Annotated in this window: 17 protein-coding genes; 10 read left to right on the forward strand and 7 right to left on the reverse strand. The window is 64.5% G+C overall.

The genetic code is table 11. The features are described 5' to 3' along the window. Positions 1-17: 17 nt before the first annotated feature. The 5 genes from JQ617_RS09455 to JQ617_RS09475 form a co-directional block, all read right to left on the reverse strand. On the reverse strand, positions 18-734 hold the full coding sequence (locus JQ617_RS09455) for an ABC transporter ATP-binding protein (RefSeq protein ID WP_063688048.1): 717 nt from the start codon (positions 732-734) through the stop codon (positions 18-20). Next, positions 727-1482: an ABC transporter ATP-binding protein gene (locus tag JQ617_RS09460; protein WP_063688050.1), complete on the reverse strand. Its 756-nt coding sequence runs from the start codon at positions 1480-1482 to the stop codon at positions 727-729. Before JQ617_RS09460 ends, JQ617_RS09455 begins: the two co-directional genes overlap by 8 nt. Further along, positions 1479-2507, reverse strand: coding sequence for a branched-chain amino acid ABC transporter permease (locus tag JQ617_RS09465; protein ID WP_145661441.1), 1029 nt, complete (start codon positions 2505-2507; stop codon positions 1479-1481). Before JQ617_RS09465 ends, JQ617_RS09460 begins: the two co-directional genes overlap by 4 nt. A gap of 8 nt (positions 2508-2515) precedes the next feature. Beyond that, positions 2516-3385, reverse strand: coding sequence for a branched-chain amino acid ABC transporter permease (locus JQ617_RS09470; protein WP_063688054.1), 870 nt, complete (start codon positions 3383-3385; stop codon positions 2516-2518). Between the two features lie 136 nt (positions 3386-3521). Further along, positions 3522-4700, reverse strand: coding sequence for an ABC transporter substrate-binding protein (locus JQ617_RS09475; RefSeq protein WP_212026092.1), 1179 nt, complete (start codon positions 4698-4700; stop codon positions 3522-3524). A 580-nt stretch (positions 4701-5280) separates the two neighbouring features. Between JQ617_RS09475 and JQ617_RS09480 the strand changes: the two genes are divergently transcribed. After that, entirely contained in the window at positions 5281-5574 is a 294-nt protein-coding gene (locus tag JQ617_RS09480) for a hypothetical protein (RefSeq protein WP_212026093.1), read from the forward strand. A 117-nt stretch (positions 5575-5691) separates the two neighbouring features. Here the strand turns inward: JQ617_RS09480 and purU are convergent, their stop codons facing one another. Further along, positions 5692-6555 carry a formyltetrahydrofolate deformylase gene (gene purU / locus JQ617_RS09485; protein ID WP_145661446.1) on the reverse strand — a complete coding sequence of 288 codons (864 nt, stop codon included), beginning with the start codon at positions 6553-6555 and terminating at the stop codon, positions 5692-5694. 159 nt (positions 6556-6714) lie between these two features. Here purU and JQ617_RS09490 point away from each other — a divergent pair, with 159 nt between their 5' ends. Beyond that, positions 6715-7557 carry a uroporphyrinogen-III synthase gene (locus JQ617_RS09490; protein ID WP_212026094.1) on the forward strand — a complete coding sequence of 281 codons (843 nt, stop codon included), beginning with the start codon at positions 6715-6717 and terminating at the stop codon, positions 7555-7557. Positions 7558-7681: 124 nt separating this feature from the next. Continuing rightward, on the forward strand, positions 7682-8944 hold the full coding sequence (locus JQ617_RS09495; RefSeq protein ID WP_212026095.1) for an MFS transporter: 1263 nt from the start codon (positions 7682-7684) through the stop codon (positions 8942-8944). On the opposite strand, the gene JQ617_RS09500 is transcribed toward JQ617_RS09495, so the two are convergent. Further along, positions 8941-9615, reverse strand: coding sequence for a Crp/Fnr family transcriptional regulator (locus tag JQ617_RS09500; RefSeq protein WP_063688065.1), 675 nt, complete (start codon positions 9613-9615; stop codon positions 8941-8943). The two genes, JQ617_RS09495 and JQ617_RS09500, sit on opposite strands and share 4 nt — an antisense overlap. 336 nt (positions 9616-9951) lie before the next feature. Between JQ617_RS09500 and JQ617_RS09505 the strand changes: the two genes are divergently transcribed. The 7 genes from JQ617_RS09505 to JQ617_RS09535 all read left to right on the forward strand — a co-directional run bounded on the left by JQ617_RS09505 (position 9952) and on the right by JQ617_RS09535 (position 17109). Then, positions 9952-10773: an ABC transporter ATP-binding protein gene (locus JQ617_RS09505; protein ID WP_063690633.1), complete on the forward strand. Its 822-nt coding sequence runs from the start codon at positions 9952-9954 to the stop codon at positions 10771-10773. Further along, positions 10770-12701 carry a long-chain fatty acid--CoA ligase gene (locus JQ617_RS09510; RefSeq protein ID WP_212026096.1) on the forward strand — a complete coding sequence of 644 codons (1932 nt, stop codon included), beginning with the start codon at positions 10770-10772 and terminating at the stop codon, positions 12699-12701. Before JQ617_RS09505 ends, JQ617_RS09510 begins: the two co-directional genes overlap by 4 nt. A 5-nt stretch (positions 12702-12706) precedes the next feature. Beyond that, positions 12707-12817, forward strand: a complete 111-nt coding sequence (locus JQ617_RS09515) for an ABC transporter (protein WP_212026097.1) — start codon at positions 12707-12709, stop codon at positions 12815-12817. Between the two features lies 1 nt (position 12818). Beyond that, positions 12819-13712 (forward strand): branched-chain amino acid ABC transporter permease, encoded by an 894-nt coding sequence (locus tag JQ617_RS09520; protein WP_063688070.1) that lies wholly within the window; start codon positions 12819-12821, stop codon positions 13710-13712. 3 nt (positions 13713-13715) lie between these two features. After that, on the forward strand, positions 13716-14789 hold the full coding sequence (locus JQ617_RS09525; RefSeq protein ID WP_212026098.1) for a branched-chain amino acid ABC transporter permease: 1074 nt from the start codon (positions 13716-13718) through the stop codon (positions 14787-14789). A gap of 43 nt (positions 14790-14832) precedes the next feature. Next, the gene (locus tag JQ617_RS09530; RefSeq protein WP_212026099.1) at positions 14833-16116 is read left to right on the forward strand and encodes an ABC transporter substrate-binding protein; all 1284 of its coding nucleotides are present in this window, start codon (positions 14833-14835) and stop codon (positions 16114-16116) included. Between the two features lie 153 nt (positions 16117-16269). Beyond that, complete coding sequence (locus JQ617_RS09535) at positions 16270-17109, forward strand: ABC transporter ATP-binding protein (protein WP_212026100.1); 840 nt, start codon at positions 16270-16272, stop codon at positions 17107-17109. Position 17110: the final 1 nt, after the last annotated feature.

Below are 17110 nucleotides of genomic sequence, written 5' to 3' on the forward strand. Positions count from 1 at the left end.
CAACTCCCGAAAGTTTTTTAGTGGCCGGCCGCCCCTGCGACCCCGAGGTGGCGCTCCAGGACCGACGGGTCGGCCTTCAGCGCGGCGCTCGGGGCGTCGTGGACGATCGTTCCGCGCTCCAATATCACAACGCGGTCGGCGAGCCCCAGAATCTTTTGGGCATTCTGCTCGACGATGATGGAGCAGATGCCGCCTGCCCGGGTAATGGTCCCGATCGCCTTGAGCAGCTCCTCGACGATGATGGGAGCCAGGCCCTCGGTCGGCTCGTCCAGCAGCAGGACCTTGGGATTGAGGGTCAGCGCGCGGCCGATCGCCAGCATCTGCTGCTCACCGCCGGAGAGCTGGTTGCCGAAATTGGTCCGCCGCTCCTTCAGCCGCGGGAACATCTCGTAGACCTTCTCCACCGTCCAGGGACCGGGCTGGGCCACCGCGGTCATGTTCTCCTCGACCGTGAGCGAGCGGAAGATGTTGCGCTCCTGCGGCACCCAGCCGATGCCGGCGCGGGCCCGCTGGTCGGGCCGAAGCGCCGTGACGTCGGTGCCGGCGAGCGCGACGGTGCCGGAAAAGCGGCGAGTGACGCCGACGATGGAGTTGATCAGCGTGGTCTTGCCGGTGCCGTTGCGGCCGAGCAGAGCCAGCACCTGGCCCTCGGCGAGGCGCAGGCTCATCTTCGGCAGCACCACAGCCTCGCCATAGCCGGCACGAAGGGCATCGATCGCGAGCAGGTCAGACATTGACCGCCTCCTCGCCGAGATAGACCGCCTTCACTTGCGGATCGCGCGCGACCTGCTCCGGCGGGCCCTCGGTCAGCAGCGCGCCGGAGACCAGTACCGAGATGCGGTCTGCAAAGGAGAACACGAGGTCCATGTCGTGCTCGATCAAGAGCACCGTGACGTCGCGCGGCAGGCTGCCGACGACGGCGAGAATGTCATGGCGCTCGCTCTCGGGCACGCCGGCGGCGGGCTCATCCAGCAGCAGCACGCGCGGCTTGGCAGCGATCGCGACCGCGATCTCGAGCAGGCGCTGCTTGCCGTAAGGCAGCGTCACGGTCTCTTCGTTCATGACGTCGAGCAGGTGGAAGCGGGTGAGAAGATCGGCGATCTCGTCATTGACGTCGCTGCGCGTGCCCATCCGCCGCCACCAGTCGCCGCCATGGCCGAGTCGCTCGGAGACGGCGAGGCCGATGGTCTCAAGCGGGGTGAGATCAGGATAGAGCTGGTTGATCTGGAAGGTCCGCGACAGGCCGCGCAGCACGCGCTTGTGCACGGGCAGGTCGGTGATGTCCTGCCCCTCGAGCAGAATGCGGCCCGAGTTCGGTTTCAGGACGCCGGTGAGCTGGTTGATGACGGTGGTCTTGCCGGCGCCATTGGGGCCGATCAGCGCATGGCGGGCGCCCTGCTCGATCTTCAGGGACAGGTCGCGGGTGACGCGCAGGCCGCCAAAGGTCTTTTCGAGATTCTGGGTTTCCAGCGCGATGGTCATGCGTCGCTCTCCGGCACGGCGACGACGGCCTTGCGTCCCATCACCTGCTTGATCACCAGGTTGGGCACATACAACACCCAGCGATGCAAACGCTGACGGCCGATCAGCACGATGACCACCAGCACGAGGCCGATCCAGAACTGCCAGTATTGCGGCGTGATGGTGGAGAAGAATTCCTGCAGCATGCGGAAAATCACCGCGCCGATCAGCCCGCCATAGAGATAACCGGTGCCGCCGATCACGAGCACCAGCATCAGGTCGGCCGAGCGCTCGAAAGCGAAGACGTCGAGCGAGGCGATCGCCGTGGTCTGGGTGAACAGCGCGCCAGCAATGCCGGCATAGAACGCCGCCAGCGTGTAGATCGCGATCAGGCGGCGATTGACGGGGATGCCGATCGCGGCGGCGCGCAGCGGATTGTTCTTGATCGCGCGCAGCGACAACCCGAACGGGGAATGCACGACACGGCGCGCGAACAGGAACAGCAGGAACAGCACGGCCAGCGAATAGAAGAAGCCGGTCTTGCCGAACATGTCGAACGGGATCTCGCCGAAGATCGGCTGCATCTCGATGCCCTGCAGGCCATCGGTGCCGCCGGTGATGTTGGAGAAGCGTTCGGCGAGCGCTTCCAGCAGCAGCGCGATGCCGAGCGTGACCATCAGGCGCGTGAGATCGACGCCGCGGATCACCAGGAAGCTGGTGGCAAAGCCCAGCACCATCGCGGCGAGGCCCGCCACGACCAGCGCCAGCACCGGCTCCGTGATGATGCCGTGCAGCGCAAGCAGGCCCGCGGCATAGGCGCCGACGCCGAAGAAGGCGGCATGGCCGAGCGAGACGATGCCGGCATAGCCGAGGATGAGATCGAGCGACATCGTGAACAACGCGAGGCGCAGGATGTCGGTCATGATCAGATAGCGCGAGGGAAACAGGAAGCCGCAACCCAGCACGATGAGCCAGAAGGCGACTTCGCCGTAATGCCAGCGCGCCTGGCGCTGGGCGTGATACCCGACGTCGGAAGAAGCGGTCATCGGCGAACTCAACGCGCGGCCGTGCGGCCGAACAGGCCGTTCGGGCGCCAGATCAGGATCACGATCATCATGGTGTAGATCACGAAGGGTCCCATCTTCGGCACGTAATACTTGCCGGCGACGTCGCCGATGCCGAGCAGGAGCGAGGCCAGGAACGGGCCCGTTATCGAGGAGGAGCCGCCGACGGTCACCACGATCAGGAAGTAGATCATGAACTTCAGCGGGAAATACGGATCGAGGCCGAGGATCTCGGCGCTGAGCGCGCCGCCGAGGCCGGCGAGCCCGCAGCCGAATGCGAATGTGAAGGCGAACACCTGCGGCACGTTGATGCCGAGGCCGCTCGCGGCGCGGGGATCATCGACCGCTGCGCGCAGGCGGCTGCCGAAGCGGGTCTTGGCCAGCACCATCTGCAGGCCGATGGTGAGCAGGCCGCAGATCACGATGATCATCAGCCGGTAGCGGCCGATGCCAACGCCGAACACGTCGAACTGGCCCTGGAGCGCCGCCGGCAGGTTGATGAAGACGCGCGAGGAGCCCTGGATGTAGTCGACGGCCGCGACCGACATGAAGGTCAGGCCGATGGTGAACAGCACCTGGTCGAGATGGCTGCGCGCGTAGAGATGGCGGTAGAGCGTGCGTTCGAGCAGGATGCCGATCGCCGCCGAGGAGACGAAAGCGAGCGGCAGCGCGGCGAAGAACGGCCAGCCCATCCGGTTGACCAGCACCATGCAGACATAGCCGCCGGCCATGGCGAAGGCGCCGTGCGCGAGGTTGACGAAGTTCATCAGGCCAAGCGTGACCGCAAGCCCGCAAGCGAGCACGAACAGCAGCATGCCGTAGGCAACGCCATCGAACAGGTTGGTGAGGATTGCGGTCATCGGTAGCGGGTGAACCCTGGTAATCGCCGGTCATTCCGGGGCAGCGCGCAGCGCTGAACCCGGAATCTCGTTTCAACAATTTCGAGATCCCGGGTTCGCGCTAATGTGCGCCCCGGGATGACGCGCTTTTCGCGCGTCACTTCTTGGTCTTGCCGAGATCCTTGACGGCCTCGAAGGTCGCGAACTCGACATTGTAGAGCTCGCCGTCGACCTTCTCGACCTTGCGGATATAGATGTTCTGCACGATGTCGCGGGTCTCGGGGTCGATCGAGATCGGGCCGCGCGGGCTCTCCCACTTCTGGCCCTTCATCGCCTCGATCAGCTTGTCGCCGTTGGTGTCGCCGTTGGTCTTCTTCAGCGCCTCGTAGATCAGGTGGATGCCGTCATAGCCGCTCACGGCCATGAAGCCCGGACGGTTGCCGAAGGCCTTCTTGTAGGCCGCAACAAAGTCCTTGTTCATCTGCGAGGGGTGCGCCGCCGAGTAGAGGTGCGCGGTGACCGTGCCGAGCACGGCGTCGCCCATGTTGTTGAGCAGGTCGTCGTCGGTGACGTCGCCGGGTCCAATGACCTTGATGCCGGCCTTGTCGAGGCCGCGCTCGGCATATTGCTTCATGAAGTTGCCGCCCTGACCGGCCGGCACGAACACGAAGATGGCGTCGGGCTTGGCGTCCTTCATGCGCTGCAGGAACGGCGCGAAGTCGGGGTTGGCGAGCGGGGTCTTGACCTCTTCGACCACCTCGCCGCCACCGGCGGTGAAGTTCTGCTTGAAGAAGTTGAGCGCGTCATTGCCCGGCGCGTAGTCCGAGGTCAGCGTCGCCACCTTCTTGATGCCGTTCTTCACGGCCCAATCCGCGATGATGGTCGAGGACTGCGCCAGCGTGAAGCTGGTGCGCACGATGTAGGGCGAACGCTCGGTGATGATGGAGGTGCCGGCGGCCATCACGACTTCCGGGATCTTGGCCTGCGTCGCCAGCGGCGCGGCGGCGAGCGCGGCGGGCGTCACGCCGAAGCCGGCGATGAAGTTGACCTTGTCGTTGACGATCAGCTCCTGCGCGGCGGTCTTGGTCTTGTCGGGGATAGCAGCGTCATCCTTGAGGATGATCTCGACCTTCTTGCCGGCGACGGTGTCGCCCTTCTGCTGCATGTAGAGCTTGATCGCGTTCTCGATCTGCTTGCCGGTCGAGGCCTGGCCGCCGGTCATCGGCAGGATCAGGCCGATCTTGACGCTGTCCTCGGCCGTCGCGGGTGCGACGGCTGCAAGGCCCGCGATGGCGGCCGCGGCTGCGGTGCGTGAGAAAATCTTGCGTTCGAACATCAAATGTCCCTCCCCTTCATTCCTGATCTCTTGTGCGCCGGACCGAGTGCCCGATCCTTGCCGCGCTTCACTCTCGGACGAGCCATGCCGTGCGGCCACATGGCGTCCTCTGCAACCCCGTTGTCAATCGGACGTTGGGCGACCATTCGGCGCAAGCCGCGCGATCTGCCTCAACGACGGCAGAGAGAGATTTGTACGATTGTACAAATATAATGGTCCTGTCAACGAAAAAGCCCCTCGTGGCGCTGGCCGGCTGGGCGGTGGTTTGCGCGTCACTTTAAGAAGGCCGCACGACACCGTGGATGGAGGATTCCGCCTCTGATTTGCAGAATCCGGACATCTCATGCGCTCCGCGGCGAGGCCGCCGATGACACTCACCGAGCAAGAAAATACGTGATGTATACCGTAGCAGCTGGATGCACCCCTTCAAGGGCTAAATTTGCTTATTATAATACCTTCTTTGTATACAGCTTCACTCACCCTCGAATAGGCCAATTTTAGATGTTGAGAGCTACAGTTCGCCGCTGACGCCCATTGGCGGCCCCCTTCCATCCGCGCCCGTTCGGGCACGACCCAGAAGATGTCCATGCGTACCCGCTCGCTTTCGATCGCTGCTGCAGTCGCCCTGCTCGCTTCCAATCTTGCAGGCTGCGGCACCGTCAACGAGAAACTCTCGGCCGGCATGGGCGACTACGTTCCGCAATGGGCCGGCGGCCTTCCGGCAGACGCGCCGCCGCGGCCGGGAACGCCGCAATACGACGCCTACATGAAGGAGCGCGAGCGCAAGCGGCTGATGCCGGCGGCCGATCGCGAGAAGGAAGAGCAGGCGCAGAAGGGCGCGACGGGCACGACGTCGGGCAGCGCGGTGCGCTGAGGGGACAGCCGTCATTCCGGGATGGTCCGAAGGACCAGACCTCAGGTGCGCAATTGCGCACCGGGGAATCTCGAGATTCCGGATTCGCGCTTCGCGCGCTCCGGAATGACTCCCGCGCTAATCCACGAACACCACGGTCTTGCGGCCGTTGAGGATGACGCGATCGTCCAGATGGTAGCGGATCGCGCGGGCAAGCACGCGGCGTTCGATGTCGCGGCCCTTGCGCACGAGATCTTCCGGCGTGTCGCGGTGGCTGATGCGCTCGACGTCCTGGTCGATGATCGGACCTTCGTCGAGATCGCGCGTGACGTAATGCGCGGTGGCGCCGATCAGCTTGACCCCGCGCTCATGGGCCTGGTGATAGGGTTTTGCGCCCTTGAAGCCCGGCAGGAACGAGTGATGGATGTTGATGCAGCGTCCCGAGAGCTTTGCCGAGAGATCGTCGGAGAGGATCTGCATGTAGCGGGCGAGCACCACCAGATCGGTCTTCGTCGTGCCGACGAGGTCCATGATCTGCGCCTCTTGCTCGCGCTTGGTCTCTTTCGTCACGGGCAGATAGTGGAACGGGATCTCGCCGAAATCGAGCCCCGAATAAACCTCGCGCGGATGGTTGGAGACGATCGCGGCCAGCGTCATCGGCAATTCGCCGGTGCGCCAGCGGTAGAGGATGTCGACCAGGCAGTGGTCGGACTTCGACACCAGCAGCATCACCTTGCGATGCGCAGCGCGGTCGCGCATCTGCCATTCCATGCCGAAACGCTCCGCGATCGCGGTAAACCCGGTCTGCAGCGCGGACAGTTCCACGGCAAGGTCGGCCGCGGTGAACACCACGCGCATGAAGAACTTCTTGGTCTCGACGTCGTCGAACTGCTGGGCGTCGAGAATGTTCTGTCCGGAATTCGCCAGGAAGGTCGATACCGCCGAGACGATGCCGGGACGATCCGGACAGGACAGGGTCAGGACATATTGATGGTCGGGCATGGCTGTTGAAGAAATGGCTCGTGATGAAGGTTTGGGCAACGGGCGCGGAACACCCCGCGATTTGCGCCCTGCTCTAGCACCGACCCCGGCCTTGCGCCAATCCCGACCGCGGAGTCAGGATGAATGGTCCATTGCGATTTGACTGACCGGAGCTCGCCCATGGCCGACCGCTTGAACGGCACCCGCATCCTGATCCTGGAAACACGCGAGGAGGCGCAGTTTTCGAAGCTCCTGGCCGAGCAAGGCGCCGAGGTGGTGCAATGCCCGATGTTCACCATCGAGGATGCACCGGACCCCGCCCCGGTCGAGGCCTGGATCCGCCGCGCCATCGACAAGCCGTTCGACGATCTCGTGCTGATGACCGGCGAAGGCCTGCGGCGGATCATGAAGCTCGCGCGCGCCCGCGGGCTCGACCAGGCCCTCGTGAACTCGCTCGGCCAATCGCGAAAATTCACCCGCGGGCCGAAGCCGGGGAAGGCGCTGCGCGAGATCTCGCTCGAGGCGCAGCAGACCACGGAGAAGCCGACCACCGAGGGCGTGATCGAGATGCTGGGCAAGCTCGACCTGAAAGGGCGGCGGCTCGGTCTTCAGCTCTATCCGGACAAGGACCACGGCGCATTGACCGGCGCGCTTTCGGCGCAAGGCGCCGAAGTCGATACCGTGCTGCCCTATGTCTACGATTCCAAGGCCGCGGATGCCAATATCGTCGCCGCCATCGACGACATGGCGGAGGGCCGAATCGACTCCATCGCGCTGACCAATCTCGGCCAGGTCCGCCGCCTGGTCGAAGCCGCCAAGGCGCATGGCAGCGAGTCGAAATTGCGCGCCGGCCTCGCGCGCACGCTGATCGCCTCGGTGGGCCCGGCCGTCTCCGGCGAGCTCGCCGCGCACGGCCTGCGCACCGACGTCTCGCCTGCGGAGGAAGCCTATTTCATGCGTCCGCTGATCTCGGCGATGGCGAGTGCGCTGGCGGAGCGCAAGTCGGGACGCGCAGCGAGGTAAGAGCCGAGCGCGGGGGCGGCCTGCGGCGGCTGCGATTGACAGGCTTGACCTCAGCGCTAGTTTGCCGAACAGCAAGAAGAAACAACAAGGGCAAGGGAATCGCAGTGACACGCGTCATCGCGTCGTGAGTGCAGCCGCACGGCCATCCGCACTCGCGCCATTCCGCATCCGCAACTATCGCTTCCAGTGGCCCTCCGACCTGCTCACCTCCTGGGCCTTCGAGGTCGAGACGCTGGTGCTCGGCTGGTACATCCTGGTCGAGACCGGCTCGGTGCTGCTGCTGACCGTTCTCGCCTCGCTGCAATATCTGGGAACGCTGATTGCACCCGTGCTCGGGATGGTGGGCGACCGCATGGGTCACCGCGATCTCCTCGTCGTGCTGCGCCTCACCTATACGGTGCTGGCCGCGACCATCATGGTGCTGGCGCTGACGGGACACCTCGCCCCGCTCAACGTCATGATCATCGTGACGATCATGGGCCTGATCCGCTCCTCCGATCTCGGCCTTCGCAGCGCATTGCTCGCCGACATCATGCCGGCCGCGCAGCTCGTCGGCGCGATCAGCCTGTCACGCACGACCCAGGATAGCGCCCGCATTGCCGGAGCGCTGACGGGAGCCGGCCTCTTCGCCGTGCTCGGCATTGGATTCGTCTATGCGGCGGTCGCCAGCCTCTATCTCGTGGCGGCAATTCTCATGTCCTGCCTGACCCGGCCGGAAAGATCCGTTGTCACGACCGATCTGCCGGCGAACAGCCGCGCCGTTTCAAAACTGCTCGACGAGCTGAAGGAAGGCATCGTCTACGCCTGGAACGGCCCTGGAATGGGTGCTGCGCTGTGCGTGGCGTTCCTCGCCAATCTCACCGCATTTCCATTCACCGGCGGATTGTTGCCTTACATCGCGCGGGAGATCTTTCACACCGACCAGACCGGTCTCGGCTATCTCTCGGCGAGCTTCGCCGTCGGTTCGCTGATCGGCTCCATCACGCTCAGCCTGGTCGGCGGATTGCGGATTGCCCGGCTGCTGATCGGCGCGACGCTGGCCTGGTACACCATGCTGCTGGTGTTCGTGGAGATCAGGACCATGCCGGTGGCGATGGCCTGCCTCGTTCTCGCCGGCATCGCGCAGAGCATGTCGATGATCTCGGCGGCCGTGATCCTGATGCGCACGGCGAGCGCACATCTGCGCGGCCGCGTGATGGGCGTGCGCATGATGGTGATCTACGGCCTGCCGCTCGGATTGCTCGCGGCGGGCAGCCTGATCGACATCATCGGCTATTCCGCGACCGGCTCGCTCTACGCCGCCGCCGGCTTCATCGCGATGCTGGCGATCGCTATCCGCTGGCGCGCCGACCTCTGGCCGCTGCACGCCCCCGCCAACGCGCGCTAATCGCCGTAACCACGCAGCCGCTCGACATCGAGGATGGTGACGCCGCCATATTCGAGCCGCAGCAACCCCTCCTTCTCCAGCCGGTTCAGCGCGCGGTTGGCGTTCTGGCGCGACATGCCGGACAGCGCGCCGATCTCCTCCTGGGTGATCTCCAGATGCGCGGTCGATTCCGGATAGAGGATCGGGTTGAACAGCGAGGCGATGCTGCGGGCAAGGCGCGAGGTGGCATCGAGCGTGCGGTTGACCTCGAGCATGCCGATGAACTGGCCAAGCCGCTCGTTGAGCTGGCGCACCAGGAAGCGGTTGAAGCCGACGCTGTTCTCGAACAGCCACATGAAGGCGCTGCGCTCCATCAGCGCGACGCGGCTGTTGCGCAGCGCCACCACGTCGTAGCGGCGCGGCTCGTTCTTGAGCACGCTGCCCTCGCCGAACCAGGCCCCTGCCGTCAGCCCCGCAAGGCTGGTCTCCTTGCCGTCGCGCGACACCCCGCCCATCCGGGCAAGGCCGAACACCATTCCCGCCCAATAGTCGAAAGTATCGCCGCGCATGAACACGGTCTCGCCGGTGCCGTAGGACCGCTCCGTGATCCCGGCGCGCGCGACCTCGATCTCCGCTTGCGTGAGCTCGCGCGACCAGGCGGCAATGCGCTTCAGTTGATCCTCTGAAATCATGATCCCGAAGTCAGCCGCACCGTATCGTCACTCCGCTCCATGCTGCATCGCAGCATCATTATTCCCGCCGCCATCCGACGAAAGATGAAGACCGCCTCGGTCCGAAAAACTTTGTCGCAGAATTGTCAGGCCGGAGACATTTCAAAATAGCGCTTTCCCTTATTGAGAGCCACCTCGGGTGATGCGGCTTTTGATCCCAAACGGGAACGAAAGTGGCGCGGGTCCGGTCGGGACCATCTGCTGCATGGTCTGTCCGGCACGGCCGTACTAGGATCACCCGCGAAGAACGGACGAAGAGCGCCGCAGAATGCGCCATCACCGGGAGGGATTTGTTTGGTGGCTACCAGTCTCGAAGTGCGCGGCGTGTCCCTGCGATTCGGCGGCGTCCGTGCGCTGACCGATGTCAGCTTCGCCATCAAGGAGGGCGAGCTGTTCTCGATCATCGGCCCCAACGGCGCCGGCAAGACCTCGATCGTGAACTGTATTTCCGGTCGCTACAAACCGACCGAAGGCCAGCTGTTCTACGGCGACCGCGACATCACCGGCCTGACGCCGAACGCCCGCGCCTCGCTCGGCATCGGCCGCACCTTCCAGAATCTGGCGCTGTTCCACCACATGAGCGTGCTCGACAACATCATGGTCGGCCGCCATCACCTCCTGAAGAACAACTTCCTCACGGGATCGCTGTACTGGCTCACCGGCGCGCGCAAGGAAGAGCTCGCGCACCGCCGCAAGGTCGAGGAGATCATCGACTTCCTCGACCTGCAGTCGGTGCGCAAGGCGACCGCAGGCACCCTCTCCTACGGGCTGCGCAAGCGTGTCGAGCTCGCCCGCGCCATGGCGCTGGAGCCCCGCCTCATCCTCCTCGACGAGCCGATGGCCGGCATGAACTTCGAGGAGAAGGAGGACATGGCCCGCTACATCGTCGACCTCAACGAGGAGTTCGGGATGACGGTGGTGATGATCGAGCATGACATGGGCGTGGTGATGGACATCTCCCACCGCGTCATGGTGCTGGATTTCGGCCGCAAGATCGCCGAGGGCGATCCGGGCGCGGTGCTCGCCGATCCCCACGTCAGGCGCGCTTATCTCGGCGAAGAGGACGAGGTGCTGGTTGACCCCGACGATGCTCCGCCGGCGCAGGAGAGCGCGGCATGATGGATTATGCGGGCCGCGTCGCGCAGGCCGACACCTATCCCAAGATGCTGCGGCTGAACGCGAAAGAGCACGGCAACGAGATCGCGCTGCGCGAGAAGGATCTCGGGCTCTGGCGCATCTTCACCTGGAACGACTATCAGACGCGCGTGCGCGACTTCGCGCTCGGCCTGATCGAGCTCGGCCTCGGACGCAACGATGTCATCGGCATCATCGGCGACAACCGGCCGGACTGGGTTGCGGCGGAAGTGGCGACGCATGCGATCGGTGGCCTCAGCCTCGGGCTCTATCGCGACGTGCTCGATGAAGAAGCCGCCTACCTTCTTACCTATGGCGAGGCGCAGCTCGTCTTTGCCGAGGACGAAGAACAGGTCGACAAGCTGCTGGCGCTGGCCGAGCGCGTGCCGAAGCTGAAGCACATCGTCTATTCCGACCCGCGCGGCATGCGGAAATACGACGACCCGCGCCTGATGTCGGCGGAGAAATTTGCCGAACTCGGCCGTGCCCGCGCGACGCGCGAACCGGACCTCTACAACAAGCTGGTCGATGCGACCAAGGGCGAGGACGTCGCGATCCTCTGCACCACGTCGGGCACCACCTCGCATCCGAAACTGGCGATGCTCGCCGCCGGCCGCGTGCTCGGCCATTGCGCGACCTATCTCGCCTTCGATCCCAAGGGGCCTGAGGACGAATACGTCTCGGTGCTGCCTCTGCCGTGGATCATGGAACAGGTCTATGTGCTGGGCAAAGGCCTGCTCTGCCGGATGAAGATCAACTTCGTCGAAGAGCCGGACACGATGATGAACGATCTGCGCGAGATCGCGCCGACCTTCGTGCTCTTTGCCCCGCGGGTCTGGGAGTCCATCGCCGCCGACGTCCGCGCCAAGGTGATGGACGCAACGCCCTTCAAGCAGCGCCTGTTCGACATCGGCATGAAATCGGGCCTCGCCGCGCTCGACCAGGGCAAGCGCTCCGGCTTTGCCGACACCATCCTGTTCCGTGCGCTGCGCGACCGCCTCGGCTTCACCCGCCTGCGCTCGGCCGCCACCGGCGGCGCCGCGCTCGGCCCCGACACCTTCAAGTTCTTCCAGGCCATGGGCGTGCCGCTGCGCACGCTCTACGGCCAGACCGAGTTGCTGGGGGCCTACACGCTGCATCCCGAAGGCAAGGTCGACCCTGACACGACCGGCGTGCCGATGGCCGACAGCGTCGAGATCCGAATCGACAATGCCGACGTCCACGGCGTCGGCGAGATCGTGGTCCGACATCCCAATATGTTCCTGGGGTACTACAAGAACCCCGAAGCGAGCGTTGCCGACATCAAGGACGGCTGGATGCTGTCGGGCGATGCCGGCTATTTCAACGCCAACCAGCAGCTCGTCGTCATCGACCGCATCAAGGACCTCGCCGAGACCTCGCGCGGCGAGCGCTTCTCGCCGCAATTCATCGAGAACAAGCTGAAATTCTCGCCTTACATTGCGGAGGCGGTGGTGCTGGGGGCCGGACGCGACGCGCTCGCGGCGATGATCTGCATCCGCTACTCCATCATCTCGAAATGGGCGGAGAAGAACCGCCTCTCCTTCACCACCTACAGCGATCTCGCCTCGCGGCCGGAGGTCTACAAGCTGCTGCAGAAGGAGGTCGAGACCGTCAACGCCACGCTGCCGCCGGCCCAGCGGATCTCACGCTTCCTCTTGCTCTACAAGGAGCTCGATGCCGACGACGGCGAGCTCACCCGCACGCGAAAGGTGCGGCGCGGCGTCATCAACGAGAAGTACGAAGGGATCATCGACGCCATCTACCGCGGCGATGCCGACATCCCCGTCGACACCGTGATCCGCTTCCAGGACGGCACCACGCAGCGCGTGCGAACGACGCTGCGCGTGGTCGATCTCGGCGGGCACGGGCACATGGCGGAGGCCGCGGAGTGACACAAATGGTCGTCATGCGCGGGCTCGACCCGCGCATCCATCCCCTTCCGAACAAGCTTCTTTCCGCATCGATGGATTGCCGGGTCAAGCCCGGCAATGACGAGCTGGGTCAATAACATGAACACCGCCTTCCTCATCCAGCTCCTGGTCAACGGCCTCGTGGTCGGCACGCTCTATGGCGTGGTCGCGATGTCGTTCGTGCTGATCTACAAGGCGACACAGGTCGTCAATTTCGCACAAGGTGAACTGCTGCTGGTCGGCGCCTGGGTGTGCTGGGCGCTGCTCGCCAAATACCAGGTGCCGTTCTGGATCGGCATGCCGATGACCCTGGTGTTCATGTTCGTGTTCGGCATCGCGGTCCAGGTCCTGATCCTCAGGCCGATGATCGGCGAGCCCATTATTTCGGTCATCATGGTGACGATCGGCCTCTCCACCGTGCTCCAGGCCACGCTGAAATGGATGTTCGGCGTCAATCCGCAGCCGTTCCCGCGCGTGTTCGAGAGCCAGTCGGTGGGCCTGTTCGGCCTTCAGATCCAGACCGTCTACGTGATGAGCCTCGTCGTCTCGGTCGCGATGATGGTCGGCATGGCCTGGTTCTTCCGTGCCTCCAAATACGGCCTCGCGATGCGCGCCACCGCGTTCAACCAGCAGGTGGCGCAGTCGCTGGGCATTTCCGTCAAGAGCGTGTTCGCGATGGCCTGGGCGATCTCGGCGACGGTGTCGGCGGTCGCGGGTGTCGTCGTCGCCGTCGTCAACGGCGTCTCCTCGGGCCTTGCCGCCTACGGCATCAAGGTGTTCCCGGCCGCGATCCTCGGCGGGCTCGATTCCGTCGGCGGCGCCGTGCTCGGCGGCATCATCATCGGGCTGCTCGAGAACGTCGCCCAATATGTCGACAGCGAATATCTACACTGGGGCAATCTCTACGAGATCGCGCCGTTCTACGTCCTCATCATCGTGCTGATGATCAAGCCCTACGGCCTGTTCGGCACCCACGACATCGAGCGGATCTGACCCATGGCCGGCCCTGCCCTCATCCCCGCTGGTGATTTCCGCACCTCCTATGCGGCCGACACCACGATCTTCCCGACCACCACCAGCCGCAACTTCGCGATCGCAGGCGTTGCGCTGCTGTGCCTCGCACCGCAATTCTTCAGCGGCTACTGGCTCAGCATCCTGATCCAGATCGGCATCTTCTCGATTGCCGCGCTCGGGCTGAACATTCTGGTCGGCTTCACCGGCCAGATCTCGATCGGGCACGCCGCCTTCTTCCTGCTCGGCGCCTTCACCTCGGCCTACATCTCCAACAACGCGCCGATCCCCGTATTCTTCGCGATCCCGCTCGCAGGGCTCGTGACCGCGCTGGTCGGACTGATCTTCGGCATCCCGGCCGCGCGGCTGAAGGGCCTCTATCTCGTCATCGCGACGCTGGCCGCGCAATATATCCTGCTCGACTTCTTCTCCCGCGCCGAATGGTTCTCCGGCGGATCGGTGCCGGCGAGCGCGAACCCGTTCTCGATCTTCGGCTACACGCTGCGCGGCGACAAACAATATTTCTACGTCGTGCTGGCCTATGTGCTGGCGAGCTTCATCCTGGTCACCAATCTGATGCGCACGCGCGACGGCCGCGCGCTGGTGGCGATCCGCGACCATTATCTCTCCGCAGAGATCATGGGCATCAACCTCACCAAATACCGCACGCTGTCGTTCGGCCTCGCCGCGTTCTTCGCCGGAATCGCCGGTGCGCTCTACGCGCACTACCAGCTCGTGGTCTCCCAGGAAGGTTTCGGGATCGAGCGATCGATCCTGTTCCTGGCCATGATCATCATCGGCGGCACCGGCTCGATCATGGGCACGCTGATGGGCACCGCCTTCGTGGTGCTGCTGCCCGAGGGAATGGAGTTCATCAGCCACTATCTGAAGGGCGGCGCGGTCGATAAGGCTTTGTCGCTCAACACCAACATCACCTTCCTGCGCGAGATCGCGATCGGGGTGATCATCATCGCGTTCCTGATGTTCGAGCCCGACGGGCTCGCGCATCGCTGGCGGCAGATCAAGGCGTACTGGAAACTCTATCCGTTCTCGCACTGAGCGCGGCAATCTCACTTAAACAATAAACAGGAGGAACCGACCCATGACGATGAAGTCCCTTTTGAGCACCGCATCGCTCGCTTTCGTGATCGCCGCATTCTCGGCGGGTGCACAGGCGCAGATCGCGATCGGTCATCTCGCCGATTATTCCGGCGGCACCTCCGACGTCGGCACCCCCTACGGCCAGGCCGTCGCCGACACCTTTGCGTGGGTCAACAAGAACGGCGGCGTCGGCGGCAAGCAGCTCAACGTCGACACCAACGACTACGGCTACCAGGTGCCGCGCGCGATCGCGCTGTACAAGAAGTGGTCGGCGCCGGACGGCAAGGTCGCGGCGATCATGGGCTGGGGCACGGCCGATACCGAAGCACTGACCGGCTTCCTCGCCCAGGACAAGATCCCCGATCTCTCCGGCTCCTACGCCGCTGCGCTGACCGATCCCGAAGGCGTCAGCGGCAAGGCCAAGCCTGCGCCTTACAATTTCTTCTACGGCCCGAGCTATTCGGACTCGCTGCGCGCGATGCTGATCTGGGCGGCCGAGGACTGGAAGGCCAAGGGCAAGTCCGGCAAGCCGAAATTCGTCCACATGGGTGCCAACCATCCCTACCCGAACGCGCCGAAGGCCGCCGGCGAGGCCATGGCGCAGGAGCTCGGCTTCGAAGTGCTGCCGCCGCTGGTGTTCGCACTCACGCCGGGTGACTACAGCGCGCAGTGCCTCAGCCTGAAGTCCTCGGGCGCCAACTACGCCTATCTCGGCAACACTGCGGCCTCAAACATCTCGGTGATGAAGGCCTGCAAGACCGCCGGCGTCGAGATCCAGTTCCTCGGCAACGTCTGGGGCATGGACGAGAACGCCGCCAAGACCGCAGGCGATGCCGCCAATGGCGTGATCTTCCCGCTGCGCACCGCGGTGAGCTGGGGCGGCGATGCGCCCGGCATGAAGACCGTGATGGAGATCTCCAAGATCTCCGACCCCAGCGGCAAGGTCTATCGCCCCGTGCACTACATCGCGGCAGTCTGCTCGGCGCTGTACATGAAGGAGGCACTCGACTGGGCCGCCAAGAACGGCGGCGCCACCGGCGAGAACGTCGCCAAGGGCTTCTACCAGAAGAAGGACTGGGTGCCGGCCGGCATGGAGGGCGTCTGCAATCCCTCGACCTGGACCGACAAGGACCACCGCGGCACGCTGAAGGTCGACCTCTACCGCACCAAGGTGTCGGGCGCGACCGACGGCGACCTCAACGACCTCATGGCCAAGGGCACGATCAAGCTCGAGAAGGTCAAGACCGTCGAGCTGCCGCGCAAGGCAGAACTGCTGGGCTGGTAGCCACAACTTCAGGCGTCATGGCCGGGCAAAAGCGCGAAGCGCGTCTTCGCACAGATGTCCCGGCCATCCACCCCTGACCGCTCGGCACGAAGAACGTGGATGCCCGGGACGAGCCCGGGCATGACGAAAGCAGTAGATTTGGCGGCATACCCAATGACCGAAATCATCGAAGCATCCCGCTCCTCGCCAAGCGTCGTGCCCGCACCACCCCTGCTCGCCGTGCGCAACATCGAGGTCGTCTATGACGACGTCATCCTGGTGCTGCGCGGCCTCAGCCTCGACGTGCCCAAGGGGGCGATCGTGGCGCTGCTGGGTGCGAACGGCGCCGGCAAGTCGACCACGCTGAAGGCGATCTCGGGACTTCTGAAGACCGAGGACGGCGAGGTCACGCGCGGCGAGATCCTGTTCGAGGGCGAGCGCATCAACGGCATCGATCCCGACAAGATCGTCCGCCGCGGCATCTTCCAGGTCATGGAGGGCCGCCGCATCGTCGCCGACATGACGTCGCTGGAGAACCTCAAGCTCGGCGCCTTCACCCGCAGGGACCGCGAGGTCGATGCGGACCTCGACATGGTCTTCAACTATTTCCCGCGCCTGAAGGAGCGCACCGGCCTTGCCGGCTATCTCTCCGGCGGCGAGCAGCAGATGCTCGCGATCGGCCGCGCGCTGATGGCGCGCCCGAAGATGATCCTGATGGACGAGCCGTCGATGGGCCTGTCGCCGCTGCTGGTGAAGGAGGTGTTCTCCATCATCCAGAAGATCAACCGCGATCTCGGCGTCACCATCCTGCTGGTCGAGCAGAACGCCCGTGCCGCTCTGTCGGTGGCAAGCCACGGCTACATCATGGAGCAGGGCAAGGTCGTGCTCGACGGCACCGCCGACGACTTGCGCGACAACGAGGACGTCAAGGAGTTCTACCTCGGCGGCGCCGGCGACCAGCGCAAGAGTTTCAAGAACCTCAAGAGCTTCAAGCGACGCAAGCGGTGGCTCTGAC

Origin of the sequence: Bradyrhizobium sp. KB893862 SZCCT0404, from assembly GCF_018130885.1 — a bacterium.
Classification (GTDB): domain Bacteria; phylum Pseudomonadota; class Alphaproteobacteria; order Rhizobiales; family Xanthobacteraceae; genus Bradyrhizobium; species Bradyrhizobium stylosanthis.